This is a genomic window from Vibrio sp. 3-2(1) (genome assembly GCF_963887575.1).
In the GTDB taxonomy this organism is placed as follows: Bacteria; Pseudomonadota; Gammaproteobacteria; order Enterobacterales; family Vibrionaceae; genus Vibrio; species Vibrio anguillarum.
Genome location: NZ_CAWPGB010000055.1, coordinates 226994 through 247318, shown reverse-complemented (window position 1 = coordinate 247318; position 20325 = coordinate 226994). Strand labels below are relative to the sequence as shown.

Annotated in this window: 18 protein-coding genes; 11 read left to right on the top strand and 7 right to left on the bottom strand. The window is 45.3% G+C overall.

Annotation, left to right across the window (positions count from 1 at the left end; all coding sequences use genetic code 11):
* Positions 1 to 113 precede the first annotated feature (113 nt).
* The 7 genes from AACQ79_RS15505 to AACQ79_RS15475 all read left to right on the top strand — a co-directional run bounded on the left by AACQ79_RS15505 (position 114) and on the right by AACQ79_RS15475 (position 8500).
* On the top strand, positions 114 to 485 hold the full coding sequence (locus AACQ79_RS15505) for an ISAs1 family transposase (protein WP_170899342.1): 372 nt from the start codon (positions 114 to 116) through the stop codon (positions 483 to 485).
* Between the two features lie 291 nt (positions 486 to 776).
* On the top strand, positions 777 to 1409 hold the full coding sequence (locus tag AACQ79_RS15500; protein ID WP_170899345.1) for a glycosyltransferase: 633 nt from the start codon (positions 777 to 779) through the stop codon (positions 1407 to 1409).
* Positions 1406 to 2326: an NAD-dependent epimerase/dehydratase family protein gene (locus AACQ79_RS15495; protein WP_170899341.1), complete on the top strand. Its 921-nt coding sequence runs from the start codon at positions 1406 to 1408 to the stop codon at positions 2324 to 2326. Before AACQ79_RS15500 ends, AACQ79_RS15495 begins: the two co-directional genes overlap by 4 nt.
* Before the next feature lie 3 nt (positions 2327 to 2329).
* Positions 2330 to 2878 carry a sugar transferase gene (locus AACQ79_RS15490; protein WP_170899340.1) on the top strand — a complete coding sequence of 183 codons (549 nt, stop codon included), beginning with the start codon at positions 2330 to 2332 and terminating at the stop codon, positions 2876 to 2878.
* Positions 2879 to 2959: 81 nt separating this feature from the next.
* Positions 2960 to 4897 carry a polysaccharide biosynthesis protein gene (locus AACQ79_RS15485; RefSeq protein ID WP_170899339.1) on the top strand — a complete coding sequence of 646 codons (1938 nt, stop codon included), beginning with the start codon at positions 2960 to 2962 and terminating at the stop codon, positions 4895 to 4897.
* A 181-nt stretch (positions 4898 to 5078) separates the two neighbouring features.
* Positions 5079 to 6395, top strand: a complete 1317-nt coding sequence (locus AACQ79_RS15480) for an MBL fold metallo-hydrolase RNA specificity domain-containing protein (protein WP_170899338.1) — start codon at positions 5079 to 5081, stop codon at positions 6393 to 6395.
* A 215-nt stretch (positions 6396 to 6610) separates the two neighbouring features.
* The gene (locus AACQ79_RS15475; protein WP_170899337.1) at positions 6611 to 8500 is read left to right on the top strand and encodes a methyl-accepting chemotaxis protein; all 1890 of its coding nucleotides are present in this window, start codon (positions 6611 to 6613) and stop codon (positions 8498 to 8500) included.
* Between the two features lie 66 nt (positions 8501 to 8566).
* Here the strand turns inward: AACQ79_RS15475 and AACQ79_RS15470 are convergent, their stop codons facing one another.
* Positions 8567 to 9802, bottom strand: a complete 1236-nt coding sequence (locus AACQ79_RS15470) for a mechanosensitive ion channel family protein (protein WP_017044346.1) — start codon at positions 9800 to 9802, stop codon at positions 8567 to 8569.
* Positions 9803 to 9970: 168 nt separating this feature from the next.
* A complete protein-coding gene (locus AACQ79_RS15465) occupies positions 9971 to 10897 on the bottom strand; it encodes a D-2-hydroxyacid dehydrogenase (protein WP_170899336.1) in 927 nt (308 codons plus the stop codon).
* A gap of 71 nt (positions 10898 to 10968) precedes the next feature.
* Between AACQ79_RS15465 and AACQ79_RS15460 the strand changes: the two genes are divergently transcribed.
* A complete protein-coding gene (locus AACQ79_RS15460; RefSeq protein ID WP_026028258.1) occupies positions 10969 to 11556 on the top strand; it encodes a YjaG family protein in 588 nt (195 codons plus the stop codon).
* Positions 11557 to 11705: 149 nt separating this feature from the next.
* On the opposite strand, the gene AACQ79_RS15455 is transcribed toward AACQ79_RS15460, so the two are convergent.
* Both AACQ79_RS15455 and AACQ79_RS15450 read right to left on the bottom strand, forming a co-directional pair.
* Complete coding sequence (locus AACQ79_RS15455; RefSeq protein WP_017042616.1) at positions 11706 to 12062, bottom strand: endonuclease domain-containing protein; 357 nt, start codon at positions 12060 to 12062, stop codon at positions 11706 to 11708.
* A gap of 17 nt (positions 12063 to 12079) precedes the next feature.
* Positions 12080 to 13135, bottom strand: a complete 1056-nt coding sequence (locus AACQ79_RS15450) for a CNNM domain-containing protein (RefSeq protein WP_170899335.1) — start codon at positions 13133 to 13135, stop codon at positions 12080 to 12082.
* A gap of 347 nt (positions 13136 to 13482) precedes the next feature.
* Here AACQ79_RS15450 and hupA point away from each other — a divergent pair, with 347 nt between their 5' ends.
* Positions 13483 to 13755 carry a nucleoid-associated protein HU-alpha gene (gene hupA, locus AACQ79_RS15445; RefSeq protein WP_010320328.1) on the top strand — a complete coding sequence of 91 codons (273 nt, stop codon included), beginning with the start codon at positions 13483 to 13485 and terminating at the stop codon, positions 13753 to 13755.
* A gap of 42 nt (positions 13756 to 13797) precedes the next feature.
* Complete coding sequence (locus AACQ79_RS15440) at positions 13798 to 14487, top strand: DUF1481 domain-containing protein (protein ID WP_094133281.1); 690 nt, start codon at positions 13798 to 13800, stop codon at positions 14485 to 14487.
* Positions 14488 to 14606: 119 nt separating this feature from the next.
* Here the strand turns inward: AACQ79_RS15440 and purD are convergent, their stop codons facing one another.
* Entirely contained in the window at positions 14607 to 15902 is a 1296-nt protein-coding gene (gene purD, locus AACQ79_RS15435) for a phosphoribosylamine--glycine ligase (RefSeq protein ID WP_170899334.1), read from the bottom strand.
* Between the two features lie 325 nt (positions 15903 to 16227).
* Positions 16228 to 17838, bottom strand: a complete 1611-nt coding sequence (purH, locus tag AACQ79_RS15430; protein WP_170899333.1) for a bifunctional phosphoribosylaminoimidazolecarboxamide formyltransferase/IMP cyclohydrolase — start codon at positions 17836 to 17838, stop codon at positions 16228 to 16230.
* 164 nt (positions 17839 to 18002) lie between these two features.
* On the opposite strand from purH, the gene zntR reads away from it, so the two are divergent.
* Complete coding sequence (gene zntR, locus AACQ79_RS15425; protein ID WP_017046798.1) at positions 18003 to 18401, top strand: Zn(2+)-responsive transcriptional regulator; 399 nt, start codon at positions 18003 to 18005, stop codon at positions 18399 to 18401.
* A gap of 28 nt (positions 18402 to 18429) precedes the next feature.
* On the opposite strand, the gene AACQ79_RS15420 is transcribed toward zntR, so the two are convergent.
* Positions 18430 to 20070, bottom strand: coding sequence for a methyl-accepting chemotaxis protein (locus tag AACQ79_RS15420; RefSeq protein ID WP_019281512.1), 1641 nt, complete (start codon positions 20068 to 20070; stop codon positions 18430 to 18432).
* Positions 20071 to 20325 lie beyond the last annotated feature (255 nt).

Below are 20325 nucleotides of genomic sequence, written 5' to 3'. Positions count from 1 at the left end.
TTAAAGAGTGAAACCACCTTTAAAGGTGGCATTAAACGCAAACGGATGAACTGCGCAATGGACGAAAACTACCTAAGTAAGGTTCTCGAAAGCCTTACCGGGCGGTGATGTTCATGCGGTTTCCGTACTGGAAAGAGTTGAAAACGCTATGTATAGCAGTAACTTACCAGAAAGATAACCACGAATTATCAGGCAGTATGGGAATGCGGTATTTTATCTCATCAAAGGAATTGACCCCATCAGGATTTGGTCAGTTGTGCCGTGGACACTGGGGTGTAGAAAGCATGCATTGGTGGTTAGACGCCGTAATTAATGAAGATGACAGCCGAATCACCTACAAGCACGCATCAGAAAACCTGTCCCGAATACGTCAAATGTGCATGAACTTTATCAAGTTAGTCGATATGAAAGGCACTTTGAAAAGACGGCAGTTAAAATGTGCATTAAATACGGAGTTTCGTGAGCGAGTTTTATTTGGTGATTAACATTTTGTTAACTCATGCGCGGACCCTGATAGTGATATCTGGAACAAATCCAATATTTAATATGTTTTCCTTAGGTTTTTTGAAAAACAAGGTTGATTTTAAGTGGCTTCTTTTTGGATATGATATATTTCCTGAAAATTTGATCCCCGGTGGAGTGGTTAGTTCAAGTAATTGTATATATAAAATTTCTAAGGTTATTTTCTCTAGGCTTTATTCGTCTCCTGACGAAATAGTCGCTGTTGGTAGGGATATGAAGAACTTGCTTTTAAAAAAACCAACAATAGATTACCTATTCATTATATTCCTAATTGGTCAGATCATAATGATACTTTCCCTGTTTCATTATCTGAAGTTAGTACAGAATCAACGAAGGTTACTTTTCAGTTTTTTGGGAATATAGGAAGATTACAAGATGTAGATAACATTTTGAAAGCTATACCTTTAGTTAAAAGTAAAAATGCTTTCTTTTCATTTGTTGGGGGAGGCGGAGAGGTTGAAAAAGTAATTAATTTTATAAATAACCAAAATGATCATAGAGTTGTCTACAAAGGACCTTGTCCCATTTATCAAAAGAATGAAACTCTTTCTTTGTGTAATGTGGCTTTGGTTTCTTTGAAGCCTGAGATGTATGGACTTGCTGTTCCAAGTAAATCGTATTTTTCATTAGCCGCAAATAAACCGTTACTTGTTGTAGGGGATTCCGGTTCTGAATTAAGGACTCTTGTCAATGAGTACAATTTGGGGTGGGAATGTGATGCTGGCTCTCCTGCTAAATTGGCTAATTTAATCGATGAAATTTGTGCAAGTTGGTCGGAGCTATCACAAATAGAGGTAAGAGATGTAATGATAAATAACTTTTCTGAATCTCGACCTTTGCAAGATATTCATAAAGTCATTTCGCAATTGGGAATTTCAAAAAGATGAATTCAAAAATATTGCTGACGGGCGCTACCGGTTTTATTGGGCGGCATATGTTATCAAATGAAAACATTGCCGGGTGTGTCGTTAGAGAAGGGGAGGCAATCCCTGATGTCGATAATTTTGTAATCAGTGAGCTTAGCGGAAAAACAAATTGGTCAGGTGCTTTTGAAAGTGTTGATACAGTAATTCACTTGGCAGGTTTAGCGCACTCCTCAATTTATAGTGAAGATGAATTAAATGAAGTGAACTGCCATAGTGTTGTTAATTTAGCAAATTCCGCATACGAGAGTGGAGTTCGTAGGTTTGTTTTTGTCAGTTCAATCTGTGTCAATGGAACATCTACTCAGGAGCTACCTTATAAAGAGAGCTCTATACCTTGTCCTCATAATTCATACGCACAATCAAAATACTATGCAGAACTTGGGCTTAAAGAAATAGCGGAAAAAACCGGACTTGAAGTCGTTATAGTGAGACCTACTTTAGTTTATGGCCCTAGCGCTCCAGGGAATTTTGGTTTGTTAACTCGGCTTGTTAATAAGCTTCCGTTTTTGCCTTTTGGCTTGGCGAATAACCGAAGAGATTTCATCGCAGTTCAAAACTTAGCTGATTTATTGGTTACCTGTGCTAAACATCCCAACGCCGCTGGGCATACTTTTCTAGCGAGTGATGGTGAAACAGTGTCGATTAAGGAATTTACTAATGCAATTGCTAAAGGGTTAGGTAAAAAGGTTTTCCAGCTCCCAATACCGGTGACTTTAATGCGCTTAGCCGGGAAGTTCGTTGGTAAATCGGATATGATTGAGCAATTGTATGGCAACTTAGAAGTAGACTCTTCTAACATCAAAGATGTGTTAGGCTGGACACCTCCGCTAACAATGAAGCAAGCAATGGCAACATTGCGTGATACCGGGACAAAATAATATATGATTCGTCTTTTAGATTTCCTAGCCGCCTTCTTTGGCTTGCTGTTTCTGTGGCCAGTGCTATTGATTGTCACCATTATCGGTTTGTTTGACACAGGCTCGCCGATTTTTGTGCAAGAACGTGTGGGGCGTAATAAAAAGCCATTCAAGTTGATCAAGTTTCGTACTATGTCGGTGGAAACAAAGTCTGTAGCAAGCCACTTAGCGAACAATGCATCAATCACTAAACTCGGTGCTTTTCTTCGTAAAACCAAAATCGATGAATTACCTCAGTTGATTAACGTGGTGAAAGGTGAAATGAGCTTGGTGGGGCCGCGTCCAAATTTGTTCAACCAAGAAGAACTGATTAAAGAACGTGATGCATTAGGGGTATATGATGTTCTACCCGGTATCACTGGCCTTGCTCAGGTGCAAAACATTGATATGTCTACACCGCAGCTATTGGCAAAAACAGATAAGCAGATGATTGATACCTTGACGCTAAAAGATTACTTCAAGTACATATTAATGACAGCAACGGGCAGTGGTAGTGGTGATGCTGTGAAGTAACACTGCTTTCAATTTATCTACAAAGACTTTTTAAACCAACGCCAGTACAATACTGGCGTTGGTTTATATTAGAGAAATAACATGGCTAGGCTTAATTTTATCTGGAACCTCTCAAGGTTTAACAAACGCATTATCAGCGTATGTATAGACACATTTTTTATTATTGCTTCTTTTTATGCCGCGTATTGGACTCGTATTGGTCATATCCAGTCATTTGATGATGTCTCAACTCGCTATGTAGTTCTAGGTACGTTAGCGGTGACGCTTTTTGTCTATACGCGACTTGGGCTATATCGTGCTGTGCTTCGCTATTTGACCTTTCATGCGTTAGCGGTGGTGAGTGCTGGTACGGCAATCTCGGCGGCAACGGTTGCGATACTTGCATTTTATTTTGATGCGTCAATACCGCGTTCAGTGCCTATTATCTATGGCACCTTTCTTTGTTTGTTATGTGGTGGTTCGCGGCTCATTGTTCGTGTACTAGTTGCGCAAGTTAATGGCAAAGGGAAGAAAAACGTTCTTATCTATGGTGCCGGTTCTGCTGGTAGGCAACTGGCTTGGGCGTTGCGTTCATCTGAAACCCATAAAGTAGTGGGTTTTATTGATGAAGATTCGACTCTTGAAAACACCGTGATCATGGGGTTATCGGTAAGGAATCTCAAAGAGGCCTCTGCTGCCGTTGATAAACACAATGTACATCAAATTCTATTAGCGGTGCCGAGTGCGTCGCGTGCGCGTCGTAAGCAAATTTTAGATGCTCTAGTGCCTCTTTCTGCCGAAGTGCTCACGGTGCCGGATATGAAAGATATTGTAGAAGGCAAGGCAACAATTGATGAATTGAAAGATGTTGCGATAGAAGATTTGCTCGGTAGGGATGCAGTCACACCACAGCAGTCACTGATGGAAGCCAATATAAAAAACAAAGTCGTGCTGGTGACAGGTGCTGGTGGTTCGATCGGTTCTGAATTGTGTCGTCAAATTCTTTCATGTAAACCGAAAACCCTCATCCTGTTCGAATTGTCTGAATTTGGCTTGTACCAAATAGATCGTGAGCTACATCTGCTTGCAAAAGAAAAAGGGCTCGATGTTGAAATTATCCCACTGTTAGGGTCTGTTCAACGCATCAACCGCTTGTCCGTGGTGATGAAAAGTTTTGCAGTCCAAACCATTTATCATGCCGCTGCCTATAAGCATGTACCCTTGGTGGAATACAATGTGGTTGAAGGGGTACGTAACAATGTGTTTGGCACTTACTACACTGCAAAAGCGGCGACTGAAGCTAAAGTTGAATCATTTGTGTTGATTTCGACCGATAAAGCCGTCAGACCAACCAATGTGATGGGTACGACAAAACGTATGGCAGAATTAGGCCTTCAAGCCTTAGCTGAACAAGAGAAAATGAAAAGTGATGGCACTCGTTTTTGCATGGTGCGCTTTGGTAATGTTCTTGGTTCATCAGGTTCTGTTGTCCCGTTATTTAAGAAGCAAATCTTGAAAGGTGGCCCATTAACGGTAACTCACCCTGATATTATTCGCTATTTTATGACGATTCCTGAGGCGGCCCAGTTGGTAATTCAAGCTGGAGCAATGGGCAAAGGGGGCGATGTATTTGTCTTGGATATGGGTGAACCAGTCAAGATTATTGATCTTGCGGAAAATCTAATCCGATTATCTGGCCTTGAAGTTAAAAATGAAGAAAACCCTTATGGTGATATCTCAATTGAATTCTCAGGCCTACGTCCAGGTGAAAAGTTATTCGAAGAGCTTCTTATTGGCGATAATGTCGAGCAAACGGCTCATGAAAGGATCATGACCGCGAGTGAGCGGTTTTTACCCCTGTCGGACTATACATGTTTGTTAGAGCAATTAGATTCTGCTTGTCATAATTTTGACCATGAAAAAATTCGCGAATTATTGATCTCAGCACCGACTGACTTTAATCCTTCTGATGGTATTTGCGATCTAGTTTGGCATCGGTTGCATGATGGTGGTGAGCCACCTTGCGAGATACTACATTAATTTTAAAGAGCCCCATTGTTGGGGCTCTTTTGGTTTATGGGGTTTGATCTGAACAGGATGCGCTTTTGACGATAAAGCAGGCAGATTATTTTTCGATATAACTCGAAGAATAATAGTGATGAGCTTATTTATTGCTCGTGTGGTTTCATAATTGTGAGTCGATATTTAAGGGGTGTAATTTATGAACATTATTCATCATGGCGGAAAACATACGATCACTGGCTCTTGCCATGAACTTAATATTAATGGTGTTGGCGTGCTCATTGATTGTGGTTTAGTGCAGGGGAAAAGTTCAAAGTCGCTTAACATCGAATTTGCGGTTCGTCACATCAAAGCGTTGGTGTTAACGCATTCGCACATTGATCACATCGGCCGTATACCTTGGTTATTAGCGGCTGGTTTTCATCAGCCTATTTATTGCACACCTGCTACCGCAGAATTACTCCCATTAATGTTAGAAGATGGGTTAAAGCTTCAACTTGGTTTAGGGCAAGCACAGCGTACAAGAATATTAGAAAGGCTGAATAAACAAATAAAGCCGGTGAATTATGGTGTGTGGCAGCGTATTTCTCGTGATTTAGACAATACTTATTTTCGCTTTACGCCTGCGGGCCATATTTTAGGGTCAGCGTTTATTGAAGTGAAACTGCCAAATAATGAAATTGTCCTGTTTTCAGGGGATTTAGGTCCCAGCAACACACCGTTATTGCCAGATCCTATCTCTCCGCCTCGCGCCGATTATCTGCTGATTGAATCAACCTACGCGAACAAAACCCACGACAATGTGCAGCTGCGGGCGCAGCGCTTAAAGGACATCATCAACCGTTCTTTGCAAGACGGTGGCACCATTTTAATTCCAGCATTCAGTGTGGGCCGAACACAAGAGCTGCTGTTTGATATTGAACAATTGATCTTCAGCGGTGAAATTGATGGCAATATTCCGATTATTTTAGATTCACCCATGGCGCAACAGGTGACGAAATCTTACCGAAAGTTTAAAAAATTGTGGGGAAAAGAGGCGAAAAAGCGTTTGGATGCACAAAGGCATCCGCTTGCGTTTGAACAGTGTATTACCGTTCAAGATTATCGAAGCCATCAAGCATTGGTCAACCGTTTAGCCTCAACAGGGGAAGCGGCGATTGTGGTGGCCGCGTCTGGCATGTGTGAAGGTGGCCGAGTGATGGCCTATTTAAAAGCGCTGTTGCCTGATAAAAGAACCGATGTGATCTTTGCGGGCTTCCAAGCACAAGGCACTCTGGGCCGAGCAATTGCGCAAGGCGATCACTCGGTGATGATCGATGGCGATGACGTGCTTGTGAATGCACAGGTTCATAGTATGTCGGGTTATTCTGCCCATGCCGACCAAGCCGATTTATTGCGCTTTATTGAGGGCATTGCGACTAAGCCTAAGCAAATTCATTTAATTCATGGAGAGCCCGCAACAAAGCAAGCTTTTGCGGTTACGTTGCGCAGTTTAGGCTATGAGGTGATAGATTGAGCGCAATGTTTTGCCGTGTTAATTGCATTGTTAATAGCAGTAACTTACTTTTAATAGGTGTAAAAGATTTGTATCCATTAGCAACTAAACGATAACGCTTTGTGGCTTGGACTTTTTGTCGGTTAATTACGACGCGGTGTGAGTGCAAAGTGTACATGTGTAGTGGGCGATTCTTACAAACAAAACCTAATCTATTTCACCAATGGGGGTGAGTTGTGAATCTATCGTTAAAAGGTAAGTTGATAATGACAAGTTTGCTTGTTGTTATTGTGATGGCGGTGGTGTTGACGTTACTGTCGGCAAATTTATTGAAAGATGAAACGGAGAGTGGCATCAAGGAAAGGGTGTATGGTATCTCGAAATCGGCAACGAGTTCGATTACCCAATGGTTGGATGTTCGTAGCAAAGTCATTAGTGCGGTGATCCCTCACACGATGAAGGAAGATTCACTGCCTTTTTTACAGCAAGCTCAGCAAGGCGCACAGTTTGATTTACTCTATTTCGGCACTGAGCAAGGCACCATGCACCGTTCTATTCCGTCTCGAGGTGCAGACAATGCAAGCTATGATCCTCGGACAAGAGGATGGTATCAAGAAGCGAAAAATAGCTCCGGCACGATATTAACTGCCGCCTATGCTGATGCGATCACGGGCGCTTTGATGGTAACGCTCGCTGAACCGATTAAGAAAAACGGACAGTTTTGGGGCGTTATTGGTGCTGATGTATTAATTGATCAATTGGTGAAGGATGTCATTGCGATTGATGCAGGAGCAAAATCAAATGCTATGCTGGTCAACCGTGATACGGGGTTAATTATTGCCCACCGCAATAAAGATTTAATTCTCAAACCGTTAGCTTCTTATAGCCCTAACCTAACGCAGCAAGTCATCGACCGCTCAATGACTGAGAATAAAATACAAACTGTGATGGTTGGTGATGTTGATAAATTATTATTCTTTACTGCCGTTCCTTCGACGGACTGGGTGCTCGGCATTGAGCTCGATAAAGAGGTTGAGTACACCAATATCGGCGCGCTCTTTATGCAGTTAACCTCGATATCAGTCGCCATTACAATTTTGGTCGCGATCGTGTTTTCGGCATTGGTTGGGTTCTTACTGCGTGACTTGGGCCGAGTTTCCCAAGCATTAGCGGAAATTGCAGATGGTGATGCTGACCTTACGCAGCGCATTGAACCACGTTATCAAGATGAAGTAGGCGCACTGGCGAATAACTTTAATCAGTTCGTCGGTAATATGCACGGCATGATCAAGCGTTTCCATGAAGTGTCGCAAGGGTTAACACTGCAAGCAGAAAACACTGCTGCGCAAGCCCATGAGCGTACCCGACGCATTATGGTGCAACAAGATGAAATCAACATGGTGGCCACTGCAATTAACGAAATGGCGGCCGCAACGCAAGAGATTGCAGGCAACGCAGACAATACAGCGGCTACCTCTTTGGATACGGTGAAAATTTCTAACCACGGCGTTGAGCAGGTGAAAAATACTCAACAGTCGATCAGTGAGTTATCGAAAGAGATGACGGTAGCCAAAGAGGTCATTGAGGACTTGAACCAGCACGCACAAAACATCAATACGATCTTGTCGTCGATTCAGGGCATTGCTGAGCAAACCAACTTATTGGCACTGAATGCGGCGATTGAAGCGGCAAGGGCGGGTGAGCAAGGGCGTGGATTCGCGGTGGTAGCGGATGAAGTTCGAGTGCTCAGCCAACGGACGCACAGTTCGACGCAAGAAATTCAACAGACGATTGAAACCTTGCAGAAAACCACGACTCAGGCCGTGAACATCATGACTGAGAGTAGCAAGCTTTCCGAAAGTAGCGTGGAAGATGCCAACGTGGCCGCGCAAAGCTTAGTGAAAATTGGTGAAGCGGTCGGCACGATCAGCGATATGGCAACCCAAATTGCAACCGCCGCAGAAGAACAGGCGTCAGTCACAGAGGAAATTACGCGTAATACCCAAGGTATACGCGATGTGTCTGATGAACTGGCAAAAGAAGCGCAAGAAGCTTCCCAACAAGCTGAATTGCTTTCTAGCTTATCTAAAGAGCTTCAACAAGAAATTAACCGCTTTAAACTGTAACCCTTCTCGATCACTTTACGATTAAACCTCCCCCATTAGGGGGAGGAAACTCAGGCAATGTAATGTTTACCTTGCGAGTGCTTGAAAATCACTGCCAGTTGGCGCTTGCGAAACGCGTAGGCCGAAGTCAGGAAGCACGGCATAAATGTGGTCAAAAATATCGGACTGAATACCTTCATATTCGACCCACACGACCGTATTGGTGAAACAATAGATCTCCAGCGCGACACCATCGTGCGTGGGGGCCAGTTGGCGCACCATTAATGTCATGCCTTGGTGAATTTGGGGATGGTTACGCAAGTAACGTTCTAGATAGGCACGAAAACTGCCAATGTTGGTTAAGCGGCGACCATTGATGCGGCAGGCTAAATCGAGTTGGCTCATCTGATTATAGGCGTTGAGCTCTTGTTCTTTCTCGGCCAAGTAGGGCTCTAAAAGTTGTGCTTTGCGTAGGTAGCTTTGCTCTTCTGGCGTCAGAAAGTGAATGCTATTGGCATCAATTAATACGCTGCGTTTAATGCGTCGGCCGCCTGATTCTTGCATCCCTTTCCAGTTTTTAAACGAATCAGAGATCAAGGCATAAGTCGGAATCGTGGTGATGGTTTTATCCCAGTTTTGCACTTTGACTGTGGTCAGGCTAATGTCGATGACGTTACCGTCTGCGCCATATTTGGGCATGTCGAGCCAGTCACCGACGCTTAGCATTTGGTTCGCTGAAAGCTGAATTCCCGCCACTAATCCTAAAATCGGGTCTTTAAATACCAGCATGATGACCGCGGTCATCGCACCTAAACCGCTCAGCAGTAGCACTGGTGATTTGCCAATTAAAATCGACGTCGCGAACAGTGCGGCGATAACAAACGCGATGATTTTGATGCTTTGAATAATGCCTTTGAGCGGAATATTACGGCTAGTTGCGCTGCGATAAAGTAACGTTTCCACCACATTGAGCAGAGCGTAACTGCTTAACAGGCCAAAGAGAATAATCCACAGTAAGGTCAATGTATGCAGCAGTTCGTAAGTCGCACTGGCGTGGCTAAGCCATAACTGAGTTTGGATTGAGATGACAATCCCTTGAATTAACAAGGCAAAGCGGCTGAAAAGCTTTTTGCTAAACAGAATGTTTTGTAAAACTTGTGCGTTGGTTGTGCGCCGCTGTAGCCATAGGCTCACCCCTCGGTGCAACACTAAATGGATAACGATAGAAATAAGCGCGATAAGCCCAAGTGCTTCAGCAATCGGCAGCAGTTGTTCTAAATTAATGTTCAGTGATTGTAGCCACGAAGTGATGGCTGAAGGCATGATTTGCTCCTTGTGTCATTAGGCGATACCGTTCCTGTTTTACCGCATTAACCCGTGTTCGATGCGGCAGTGTATTCTCGACAGCAATGGCAAGTGGTTTGCGTGTCTATAGTAACATTGAGTTAAGGTTTCCCTAGGCTTAGTGCCGATTATTAACCGCTATTTGACCTAATAGCCTTTTTCAAAATCAATTCTGTTTTCAAGTTGGAACCCGTCGCGCCACAAGCCGTAATTACGGGTGAAAATCTCCACCACTTGCTCAGGAAAACTCACTGCTGCGATGTGCGGGGTAAGGCTAATGGCAGGGTGCGTCCAGAACGGGTGATCTTCGCTTAATGGCTCTTTTTCAAATACATCGAGGTAGGCGTGTTGAATGTGCCCCTCTTCAATCAATGCAATCAAATCACTCTCAACAAGGTTTTTACCGCGCCCGACATTAAACAGCAATGCATTGTGGCAATGGCTCAACGTACTTTGATTGAGTAAGCCTTTGGTGTGCGGCGTGTTGGGTAACGTACTGACCACAACCTCCGCGTGAGCGAGGGCAGTAGCAAGCTCGTTAATGTGATAGGTTTTATCAAAAACCCCGTTTTTGGCTGGGATGCCAGTGCGGTTGACGCCAATCACGTGCAAACCAAAGGCTTTGGCTACTTTCGCTAAATGGCTGCCAATCGAGCCTGTGCCGAGGATTACCATGGTTTTATCATTGATCGATTGATAAGGGTGGGTCTGCCACTGTTTGGCCGCTTGTTGCTGCGCGTAACAAGCAAAGTGGCGAAAGTGTGCAATCAGGTTGCCCAGAACGTATTCAGCAATTTGCTGGCCGAAGATGCCTTTAACGTTGGTGAGCTCATAATCTTGACGAAGTTGTGGCGACATTAAGGTGTCGACGCCTGCATATTCCGAGTGCAACCATTCCAGTTGCGGAAAATCGTCCAAATACTTTGCCGCCAGTGGTGGTGCGGCCAGCAAAATGGTTGCTTCGCTGCGATCGTCAGTGATGGCTAAGCCGCTCAACTGCGCCTGTTCAATCGCTTGTCGATAAATATCGTTGTGTTCGGTCAGAATATAGAGTTTATGAGTGAAATTGTTCATCGGCTTTGCTTTTTTCCCTGTTGGTTATCAAGTACACTTCCGCTGTCTTTTTCTGCTGCGATTGAGTGATTATGCTACAAAACCCTCTGCAGGTTCGTCTTGAGAAATTTGAACCTTGGCAACAAATTACTTTTATGGCGTGTTTGTGTGAACGTATGTACCCGAACTATGCCATGTTTTGCGATAATACTGAATTTGCTCACACGCGAGTATATCGAGATATTCTCGACAGCGTTTGGGAATTGCTCACGGTAAAAAGTGCCAAAATCAATTTCGAGAACCAATTGGAGAAGTTGGAAGAGATCATTCCAAGCTCAGAAGATTTTGATGTTTACGCTGTGTACCCAGCAATTGATGCGTGTGTGGCTTTGTCTCATCTACTTCATGGCCTGCTTGATCGCGATTATCTGTATGAAAACATGCAAAAAATCAGTCAGGTGTCGGTGCTGACAGTGGCGCAGTTAGAAGAAGCGCAAACGGGCGAAGAGATCACCAACGACAATCAAAAACAAAATGAAGCGGTCTGCGCCGAATGGGATGTGCAGTGGGCTATTTTCCGCCCTCTGCGTGAAGCCGTAGAGCGAGATATTGATTTGATTAAAGACCTACGCCAAGAGCTACGCGACGAAGGCGTGAGCAATATTGGTGTGAGTTTGTAGTACACCCCCTCCTAACCTCCCCCTGGAAGGTGGATGGGCAAAAGCGCGTTCGTCTTCTTGAAAAAGGATTGATAAAAGCGTTCGTTTCGGTGCTGAAATGTGCTGATTTCAGTGATCGCTTTTAAATTCCCTCCCCTTTGAGGGGAGGGTTAGGGTGGGGTGTTTAAGTAGCGACAAATATCCTCAACAACATCATCAAGTTGTATTCGTACTTCCTCGTTTGTATACCGTAAAACACGAATGCCAAATTGCTCTAGATAATCAGTTCTTGCTTGGTCGTAGATATAAGAAGACTCGCTGAAATGAGAGTCACCATCGATTTCAATCACCAGCCGATGACTTGGCGCATAAAAATCCACGATATAAGGACCAATACCAAACTGACGGCGAAATTTAGTGCCTAGTTGTTGGCATCGTAACTTTGCCCACACACTTTGTTCTGATGCTGTAGCGTTAGTACGCAATGTTCTACGCCGCATTTTTGTCGATTTAGGATTAGATTCCATTCTATTTCCTTTATTTTCTATTCCTCATCCCTGTTTTCAATGACGCCGTGTGTTTTCTTCCAACGTTCCCAGCGCTGGTAAGCAAGCTGCTGCATGTCGGTGGTTTTATCTGCTTCATCAATGATCTCTTCACCCAGTAGGTATTCAAAAATATCCTCTAAGGTCAGAATGCCTTGTACTGTGCCGTATTCATCAACGATTAACGCCAATTGCAGCCGTTTTTGCATCATTTGATCAAACGCCTTTAATAAGCTCATTTTATTGAGCAGCGCATGAAGCGGCCTCATGACTTCTTCTAAACGTTTACTGCCTTGGCCCTTTTGTTGCAGTTTAAATAGCTCTAAGCGATGCACAAAACCGATGATGTCCTCTTTGCTTTCACCATAAATAAGCGGACGCGAAAAGGGCGTATCTCTATGTTGCACGAGAAACTCGTCGATAGTGAGTTGCGCGCTGGCACGAAACAAAACCGGGCGCGGTGTCATCACTTGAGTCACTGGGACGTGCTGAATAGCCAACAAGTTATTGAGTATTTTTGATTCGCCATCGGCAAACTCACCGCTTTCATTTGCCAGCATGGCCATCGCGGAGAGTTCATCACGCATTTTGGGCGCTTCATGGTGACGCGCTAAGCGTTTGGTGATCTGCTCTGAAAACCAGACAAAAGGTGTCAGCGCCCACACCATCCAGCGTAAAACTACCGCAGAAGCTGGCGCAAGTTGACGCCAATAGGTTGCGCCAATGGTTTTCGGTACGATTTCCGACAACACCAAAATGCCTAGAGTTAGCACCGCAGAAAATACGCCGAGCCATTCGCTACCAAATACGACCGCCGCTTGTGCGCCAGCGCTGGCGGCACCGATGGTGTGAGCAATGGTGTTGAGCGTGAGAATCGATGCCAAGGGACGGTCAATGTCCGATTTGAGCTTGCTTAATTTATCAGCTGAAGGATGAGCGTTTTGGCGCAACTGAGCAAGGTAGCTTGGTGTGATGCTAAGTAGCACAGCTTCAAGAACCGAACAGATAAAAGAGACACCGATGGCAACGGCAATATAAACCGTAAGCAAAAACATGATTGTTCCTTAGTTTTATTTATACCAAATCAATACTGCGTTGAGCTTGATCCATTCCAATGTCGGTCATTGGAGGCTCTACCTGCGTAGGATTGTACTGATATATTAGGTCGCTTAAGTGACCTGAAATATCAGGCATCCAAGCATAAGTACGCTATAAATAAGGGCTTACAGCGTCAAAAACAAGCGGATATTCTTTGTCAATCAGTAACAAATTGTGAGTTATTGCTCATATTGTGGTTAAAAGTGCGGCATAGAGACAAAAGATCAGTGACAAACCTTTGCCAGACGGGGGCTTTATGTTTTAGAGTGAGGTCAATTCGATAACACATGAGAAGGGAAACCTAATGAACAAGACCCAATTAATCGACTTTATCGCTGAAAAAGCAGACTTATCTAAAGCACAAGCAAAAGCTGCTCTTGAGGCGACTTTAGGCGCAGTTGAAGGCGCTCTCAAAGAGGGTGACCAAGTTCAACTAATTGGTTTTGGTACATTCAAAGTAAACCACCGTGCAGCGCGTACTGGCCGTAACCCTAAAACAGGTGCTGAGATTCAAATTGCAGCAGCTAACGTTCCAGCATTTGTAGCCGGTAAAGCACTGAAAGATTCAGTGAAATAATTTATACTACGCCGAGATACCCTCTCGGCGTAGATTTCTCCCATGAAAAAAATTCTTTTATCCATTCTATTTCCCCTATTTTTAGTGGGGTGCTCCTCTTCTAGCCATACGCCTAGTCTCGAACAATATTCCAATTATACCAGTGGGCAAACCATGGGTGATGCCACCAGTTTTTATTGGTATATCGAGCGTTCAGCTTCTCCAAACAGCGCCGCCGATTATGTCGCATCAGGTGATTATGGTTGGTATAAAACCAATTATCGCTGGGATGAAGGGACATTAAGAGAGCTCAAGCGCGAAGGTGAGCAGCTACAAAAGAAATCGCTCGTACCTTATTCGGTTCACTTACGTTTTAATGACGCTGGCGAGGCCATTTATCAACAATACCGTGTCGATGGAAAAATACTGCCACTCGATGAAGAACAGCTTTCCCATTACCTGCAACAAGCACAATACCTGATCTCAGAAACCAAAAATAAAGACAACCAAGGGTTAGAACTGATTCAAGGAGTGTGGGATGGCGAAGTGTTTGAAACCTGTACGGGTCATGAATACACGCAGATGGAATTTAACCAAACGCTGCCCAGTTTTGTGGTCAGTCGTTTAGCATCATTGGATAACTACATCGCATTTTTAGGTAAAATCCGCAATAACCGTGTCTATATCGAAGAGCTATTAATGCTTGCTGATGAGAATCATGGCTGTGTCGACAAACCGCAATTGTTGAAGTGATGATTAAGTTCATCTCGAAGTGGGTTTAGCACCAAGCCAATACAGAAGTATGAACATGAAGTATAAAAATAAGGCGCTCAATGAGCGCCTTATTGGATCATAACCTAGCTTTGTCGTTGTTATTTTGTTGTCTGTTGTTCACGATCTATCGCGCGGTAGCCAATATCGCTGCGATAGAACATGCCATCCCAGTTGACCTGTTTAGCTAATTGGTAAGCGCGCTGCTGCGCTTGTGAAACCGTGTTACCAAGTGCGGTTGCGCATAACACGCGACCACCGTTGGTGACGACTTCTCCAGCTTGGTCGCTTGTGCCTGCGTGGAAGATTTTCTCACCCGTGACTTCTTGCGTTGGTAAGCCAGAAATGACGTCTCCTTTCGCGTAGTCGGCAGGGTAACCGCCAGCGGCCAAAACAATACCGATAGAAGCGCGTGGGTCCCATTTTGATTCCACTTGATCAAGTTTGCCTTCCAGTGCGGCAAAGCAGAGTTCGACCAAATCTGATTGCATCCGCATCATGATCGGCTGAGTTTCAGGGTCACCAAAGCGGCAGTTGTACTCAATCACTTTCGGTGTGCCTTGTGCGTCAATCATTAGCCCAGCGTACAGAAAACCTGTGTAAGGGTTGCCTTCTGCCGCCATACCGCGCACCGTTGGATAAATCACCTCTTGCATCACGCGCTCATGGATCTCTGGCGTGACCACCGGAGCTGGCGAGTAAGCACCCATGCCGCCAGTATTGGGGCCAGTGTCTTTATCGCCGACGCGTTTATGATCTTGGCTGGTGGCCATAGGGAGAACATTTACGCCATCGACCATGACAATAAAGCTTGCTTCTTCTCCATCTAAGAACTCTTCAATCACCACGCGGCTGCCTGCATCGCCAAAGGTATTGCCTGCGAGCATATCTTGAATCGCATCTTCGGCCTCTTGTAGCGTCATCGCCACAATGACCCCTTTGCCAGCGGCAAGGCCATCAGCTTTGACCACAATCGGCGCACCCTGCTGGCGGACGTATGCCAAAGCAGGTTCAATTTCTGTGAAATTAGCGTAAGCCCCAGTAGGAATATGATGACGAGCTAAGAAATCTTTGGTGAAGGCTTTTGAGCCTTCGAGCTGTGCTGCCGCTTGCGTCGGGCCAAAGATGGGTAAATCCGCCTTACGGAAAGCATCCACCACGCCAAGCACTAAGGGTGTTTCTGGGCCAACAATGGTCAGTTCAATACGTTTTTCTTGAGCAAAAGCGACCAAACCAGCAATGTCTTCCACTGCAATGTTGACGTTCTCAAGTTTAGGCTCAAGCGCTGTGCCCGCATTACCCGGAGCAACAAAGACAGTTTTAACATTTGGGTTTTGAGCGACTTTCCAACCCAGAGCGTGCTCACGACCGCCAGCACCTATAATCAGAATGTTCATCTATGAGTATCCTTTAACGTATAGAGTTTGTTTGTTGCCATTTACCCCCTCCTAACCTCCCCCCTTAAAGGGGGAGGAACTTGGATGACAATATCTCCCCTTGAAGGGAAGGAACTTGGAGAACAATACCTCTTCCTAAAAGTTAGGTAAGGTCACCTCGTTCTATTCCCTCCCCCTGAAGAGGAAGGAAGTTGGAGAACAATACCTCTTTCTAAAAGTTAGGTGAGGTCACTTCGTTCTATTCTCCCTCCCCTAAAAGGGAAGTAAGGTCACTTGGTTTCTATTCCCTCCCCTTCTAGGGGAGGGCTAGGGTGGGGTAAGGTTTTTAGTGACGGAAGTGACGCATACCAGTAAAGATCATCGCCATGCCGTGTTCATCGGCGGCGGCAATCACTTCGTCATCGCGCATCGAACCGCCTGGTTGAATCACACACTTGATGCCCGCTTGCGCCGCGGCATCAATGCCGTCACGGAACGGGAAGAAGGCATCAGAAGCCATTACACATCCTTCTACTTGTAAGCCTTCATCGGCCGCTTTAATGCCCGCAATTTTGGCTGAATAAACGCGGCTCATTTGGCCTGCGCCCACGCCAACAGTCATGTCACCTTTTGAGTAAACAATCGCGTTTGATTTGACGTATTTAGCCACTTTCCAGCAGAAAAGAGCATCTTTGATCTCTTCTTCACTCGGCTGGCGCTTGGTTACGATTTTGAGATCATTAAGGCTAACCATGCCTTGATCGCGATCTTGCACCAGCAAGCCACCATTGACGCGTTTCACGTCAAAGCCCGTGGTTTTCGCTGACCACTCACCGCACTCAAGCAGGCGCACGTTTTTCTTCGCCGCAACCACTTCAATCGCTTCCGCAGAAACGATTGGTGCGATGATCACTTCAACAAACTGGCGCTCAACAATCGCCGCTGCGGTTTGTGCGTCTAGCTCGCGGTTAAAAGCGATGATGCCACCAAAGGCAGAAGTTGGGTCGGTTTGGTAAGCGCGGTTGTAGGCTTGAAGAATATCACTGCCCAAGGCAACGCCACATGGGTTGGCGTGTTTGACAATCACACATGCTGGCTCAGCGAACTCTTTCACACACTCAAGAGCGGCGTCGGTATCGGCGATGTTGTTGTAAGAGAGCGCTTTACCTTGGAGTTGGCGTGCAGTAGAGACTGACGCTTCCTCTGGGTTGGCTTCAACATAGAAAGCGGCCGCTTGGTGACTGTTCTCACCGTAACGCATGTCTTGTTTTTTCAGGAATTGTTGGTTGAAGGTGCGCGGGAATTTGCTCTCTTCATCAGCCTTCTTTCCTTCTTCATCAAGTAAAGAGGCTCCGTAGGATGGAACCATAGTGCCGAAGTAGTTGGCGATCATGCCATCGTAAGCAGCGGTGTGTTCAAAAGCGGCAATCGCAAGGTCAAAACGTGTTTCGAGTGTTAGCGAATTGCCGTTCGCATCCATCTCGGCAATGACACGGTCGTAGTCATATGCATTCACCACTATGGTCACATCTTTGTGGTTTTTCGCCGCAGAACGCACCATAGTTGGCCCACCAATGTCGATATTTTCTACCGCATCAGCTAGGGTACAACCTGCTTTAGCAACGGTTTCGGCAAACGGGTAAAGGTTGACGACTACCATATCAATCGGCTTAATACCGTGTTGTTGCATGATGTCGTCATCTTGACCGCGGCGGCCCAGCACGCCACCGTGTACTTTCGGGTGCAATGTTTTTACGCGACCGTCCATCATCTCAGGAAAACCGGTGTAGTCAGAAACTTCTGTAACAGCAATACCTTGGTCTGCTAATAAGCGAGCGGTGCCACCAGTAGAAAGAATATCGACACCGCGCTTCGCGAGAGCTTGAGCGAACTCAACAATGCCGGTTTTGTCTGATACGCTGATCAATGCGCGGTGAATAGGACGAGCGTTATTCATGCTTCGGTCTTCCTCAAATCATGGAGTTAATGGGAAATTTGATGGCGCACATTCTAACCAAACAATCATCAAAAAGCTCGCGCAATCGTTTGGCATCGCAAATTTTTTTATAAAAACGGCGATATTGGGTATCAAACGTAATAAAAACGTTAAAGGAGAATGAGATGTTTCAAATTGGAGAGCTCGCCAAACGCTGTAAAGTTTCAACCGATACGCTGCGTTTTTATGAAAAAAATGCGCTAATAAAACCGGCGGGGCGCAGTGAGTCTGGTTATCGTTTATATAATCAAAAAAATCAGCAGCAGGTGAGTTTTATTCTCAAAGCCAAAGAGCTAGGGCTCAGTTTGGATGAGATCAAAGAGTTACTGGAAATAAAGCTGGAAGCGACCGAACACAGCTGTGCAGAAGTGAAATCGATCACCAGCGCTAAGCTGGTGGTGATTGATCAAAAAATCGCCGAGTTAACGGCGATTCGTCAAGCGCTAAAAAAAATCAACGATGCGTGCTGCGGTCATATAGACGACAACGCCAGCCACTGCTCAATTTTAGCGGCATTGGAGTGATCTCATCAGCCGATAAGGCGTGAGTTGCTCACACTTTAAAATGGCTAATGCTCTGTTTCAGTTGTTGGCCACTGTCTGAGAGATATTGACTGGCTGTCGACACTTGATCGGCTTGGGCTGCAGCTTGGGAGCTGTGCTCGGCAATATGAGTCAGATTGCGATTAATCTCTTCTGTAGCGGTGGTTTGCTGGGCGCTTGCCTCAGCAATATGTTCATTGAGTGAGAGAATCTGTTTTACTTGCTCGTCGATCTCATTGAGCACTTGCTGCGCTAAAACGGCTTGTTGTTGTGTGGCGGTTGATTGTTGCTGCGTTTGAGCCATAAATTCTCCCAGCTCTTTTGCGCGAGCCTGTAATCTATTGATTATCTGCTCTATCTCGTTGGTGCTAGTTTGAGTACGCGTTGCCAGCGCCCGTACTTCATCCGCGACGACCGCAAAGCCTCGCCCTTGTTCACCAGCACGTGCTGCTTCAATCGCCGCATTCAGGGCCAATAAGTTGGTTTGTTCAGCTATCCCTTGGATGACCGCCAGTATCGCTCCGACATCTTGTGTCTCTTTGGCGAGGTTTTTAGTGGTGGTGTCAGTGGTGGTCAGTAGTGCAGACAAGGAGTCCATAAAATCAGAAGCTTTGCCAATCACCGAGCTGCCTTCTTTGCCTTTGCTGCTGGCCGTATGCGCGGCTTTCGCGGCACTACTCGCCGCATTAGCCACTTCTTGATTGCTCGCATGCAGTTCGTTCATCGCTGATGCGACCGTATCGACAGATTGCTGCTGCTCTAAGGCTTTGATTGAGGCATGTTGTGAGAGTTGAGTAAGCTCATTTGCCGAGTGGTTAACATTGTCGGTGATCGGTGTGATATTGGTAATGGTATGACGAATCTTCTCTGTGAACTCATTGAAGGCTTGCGCTATGTGTGACAGCTCATCACTACCTTGCACCGAGAGCTGTTTGGTTAAATCACCGTCGCCTTTGGCGATTTCTTCGAGTGCCTGTTTGGTTTCTTCACACGGTTTAGTGATGCTATTTCCTATCACTACTGAAAGAATCAGCATCACAATAATAACGAGGCTAAGAATGAGCAATATCGATTGTAGGCGTTGCCAAATCAACGCATTGACATCGTCGATGTAGACTCCAGAACCGAGGATCCAACCCCAAGGTTTAAATAATTTTACATAAGAGATTTTACCCACATCGACGCTAGAACCTGGTTTGGGCCACATATAGTCGACAAAGCCTTCACCCTGCTGTTTAGCGACTTTAGTAAATTCTACAAACAGTTTTTTTCCGGTCGGGTCTGCGGCATTGGAGAGATCTTTACCGTCCAATTGGGGCTTCATTGGGTGCATGATCATACTTGGCTGAAGGTCGTTGATCCAAAAATAATCATCAGCCTCGTAGCGCAGTTTCGCGATGGCTTGTTTGGCTTGAGTCTGTGCTTGCTGCTCGGACAAGGTGCCATCGATTTGTAATTGGTGGAAGTAGCTTAATACGCCGTATCCTGTTTCGACGATGTGGCGAGTTTTCGTCTGTTTTGATTGCATTAAATCGTGTTGATAACTATTGAGCATGGAGACAAATGGGATCAACAGTAGCAGTGTGGTGACCGTGGTCAGCAGGTATAAACGCGTTCTAATTTTGGTCTGGCGCAAGTTCAGTAAGCTCATTGACGTCACTCCTTGTCAATCTTCCGAGTGGTTTTATCATTATAGGCCCATTTGACTTGGTGTTTAGATTGTTGCGTCGCCGAGCTCATCTTAGTCACTCCATTTTTGGGGGGATAAAGCCTTACTCATTGTATGCACTGTTCACGACAAGTTATTTGGGGATCGGTCGGTAAATTTCCATCACATGCACAATGTAACCAGTTTGTTGCGGTCGCGTAAATGCGACAACAGAAGAAGAGAGAGCCCGCTCAAACA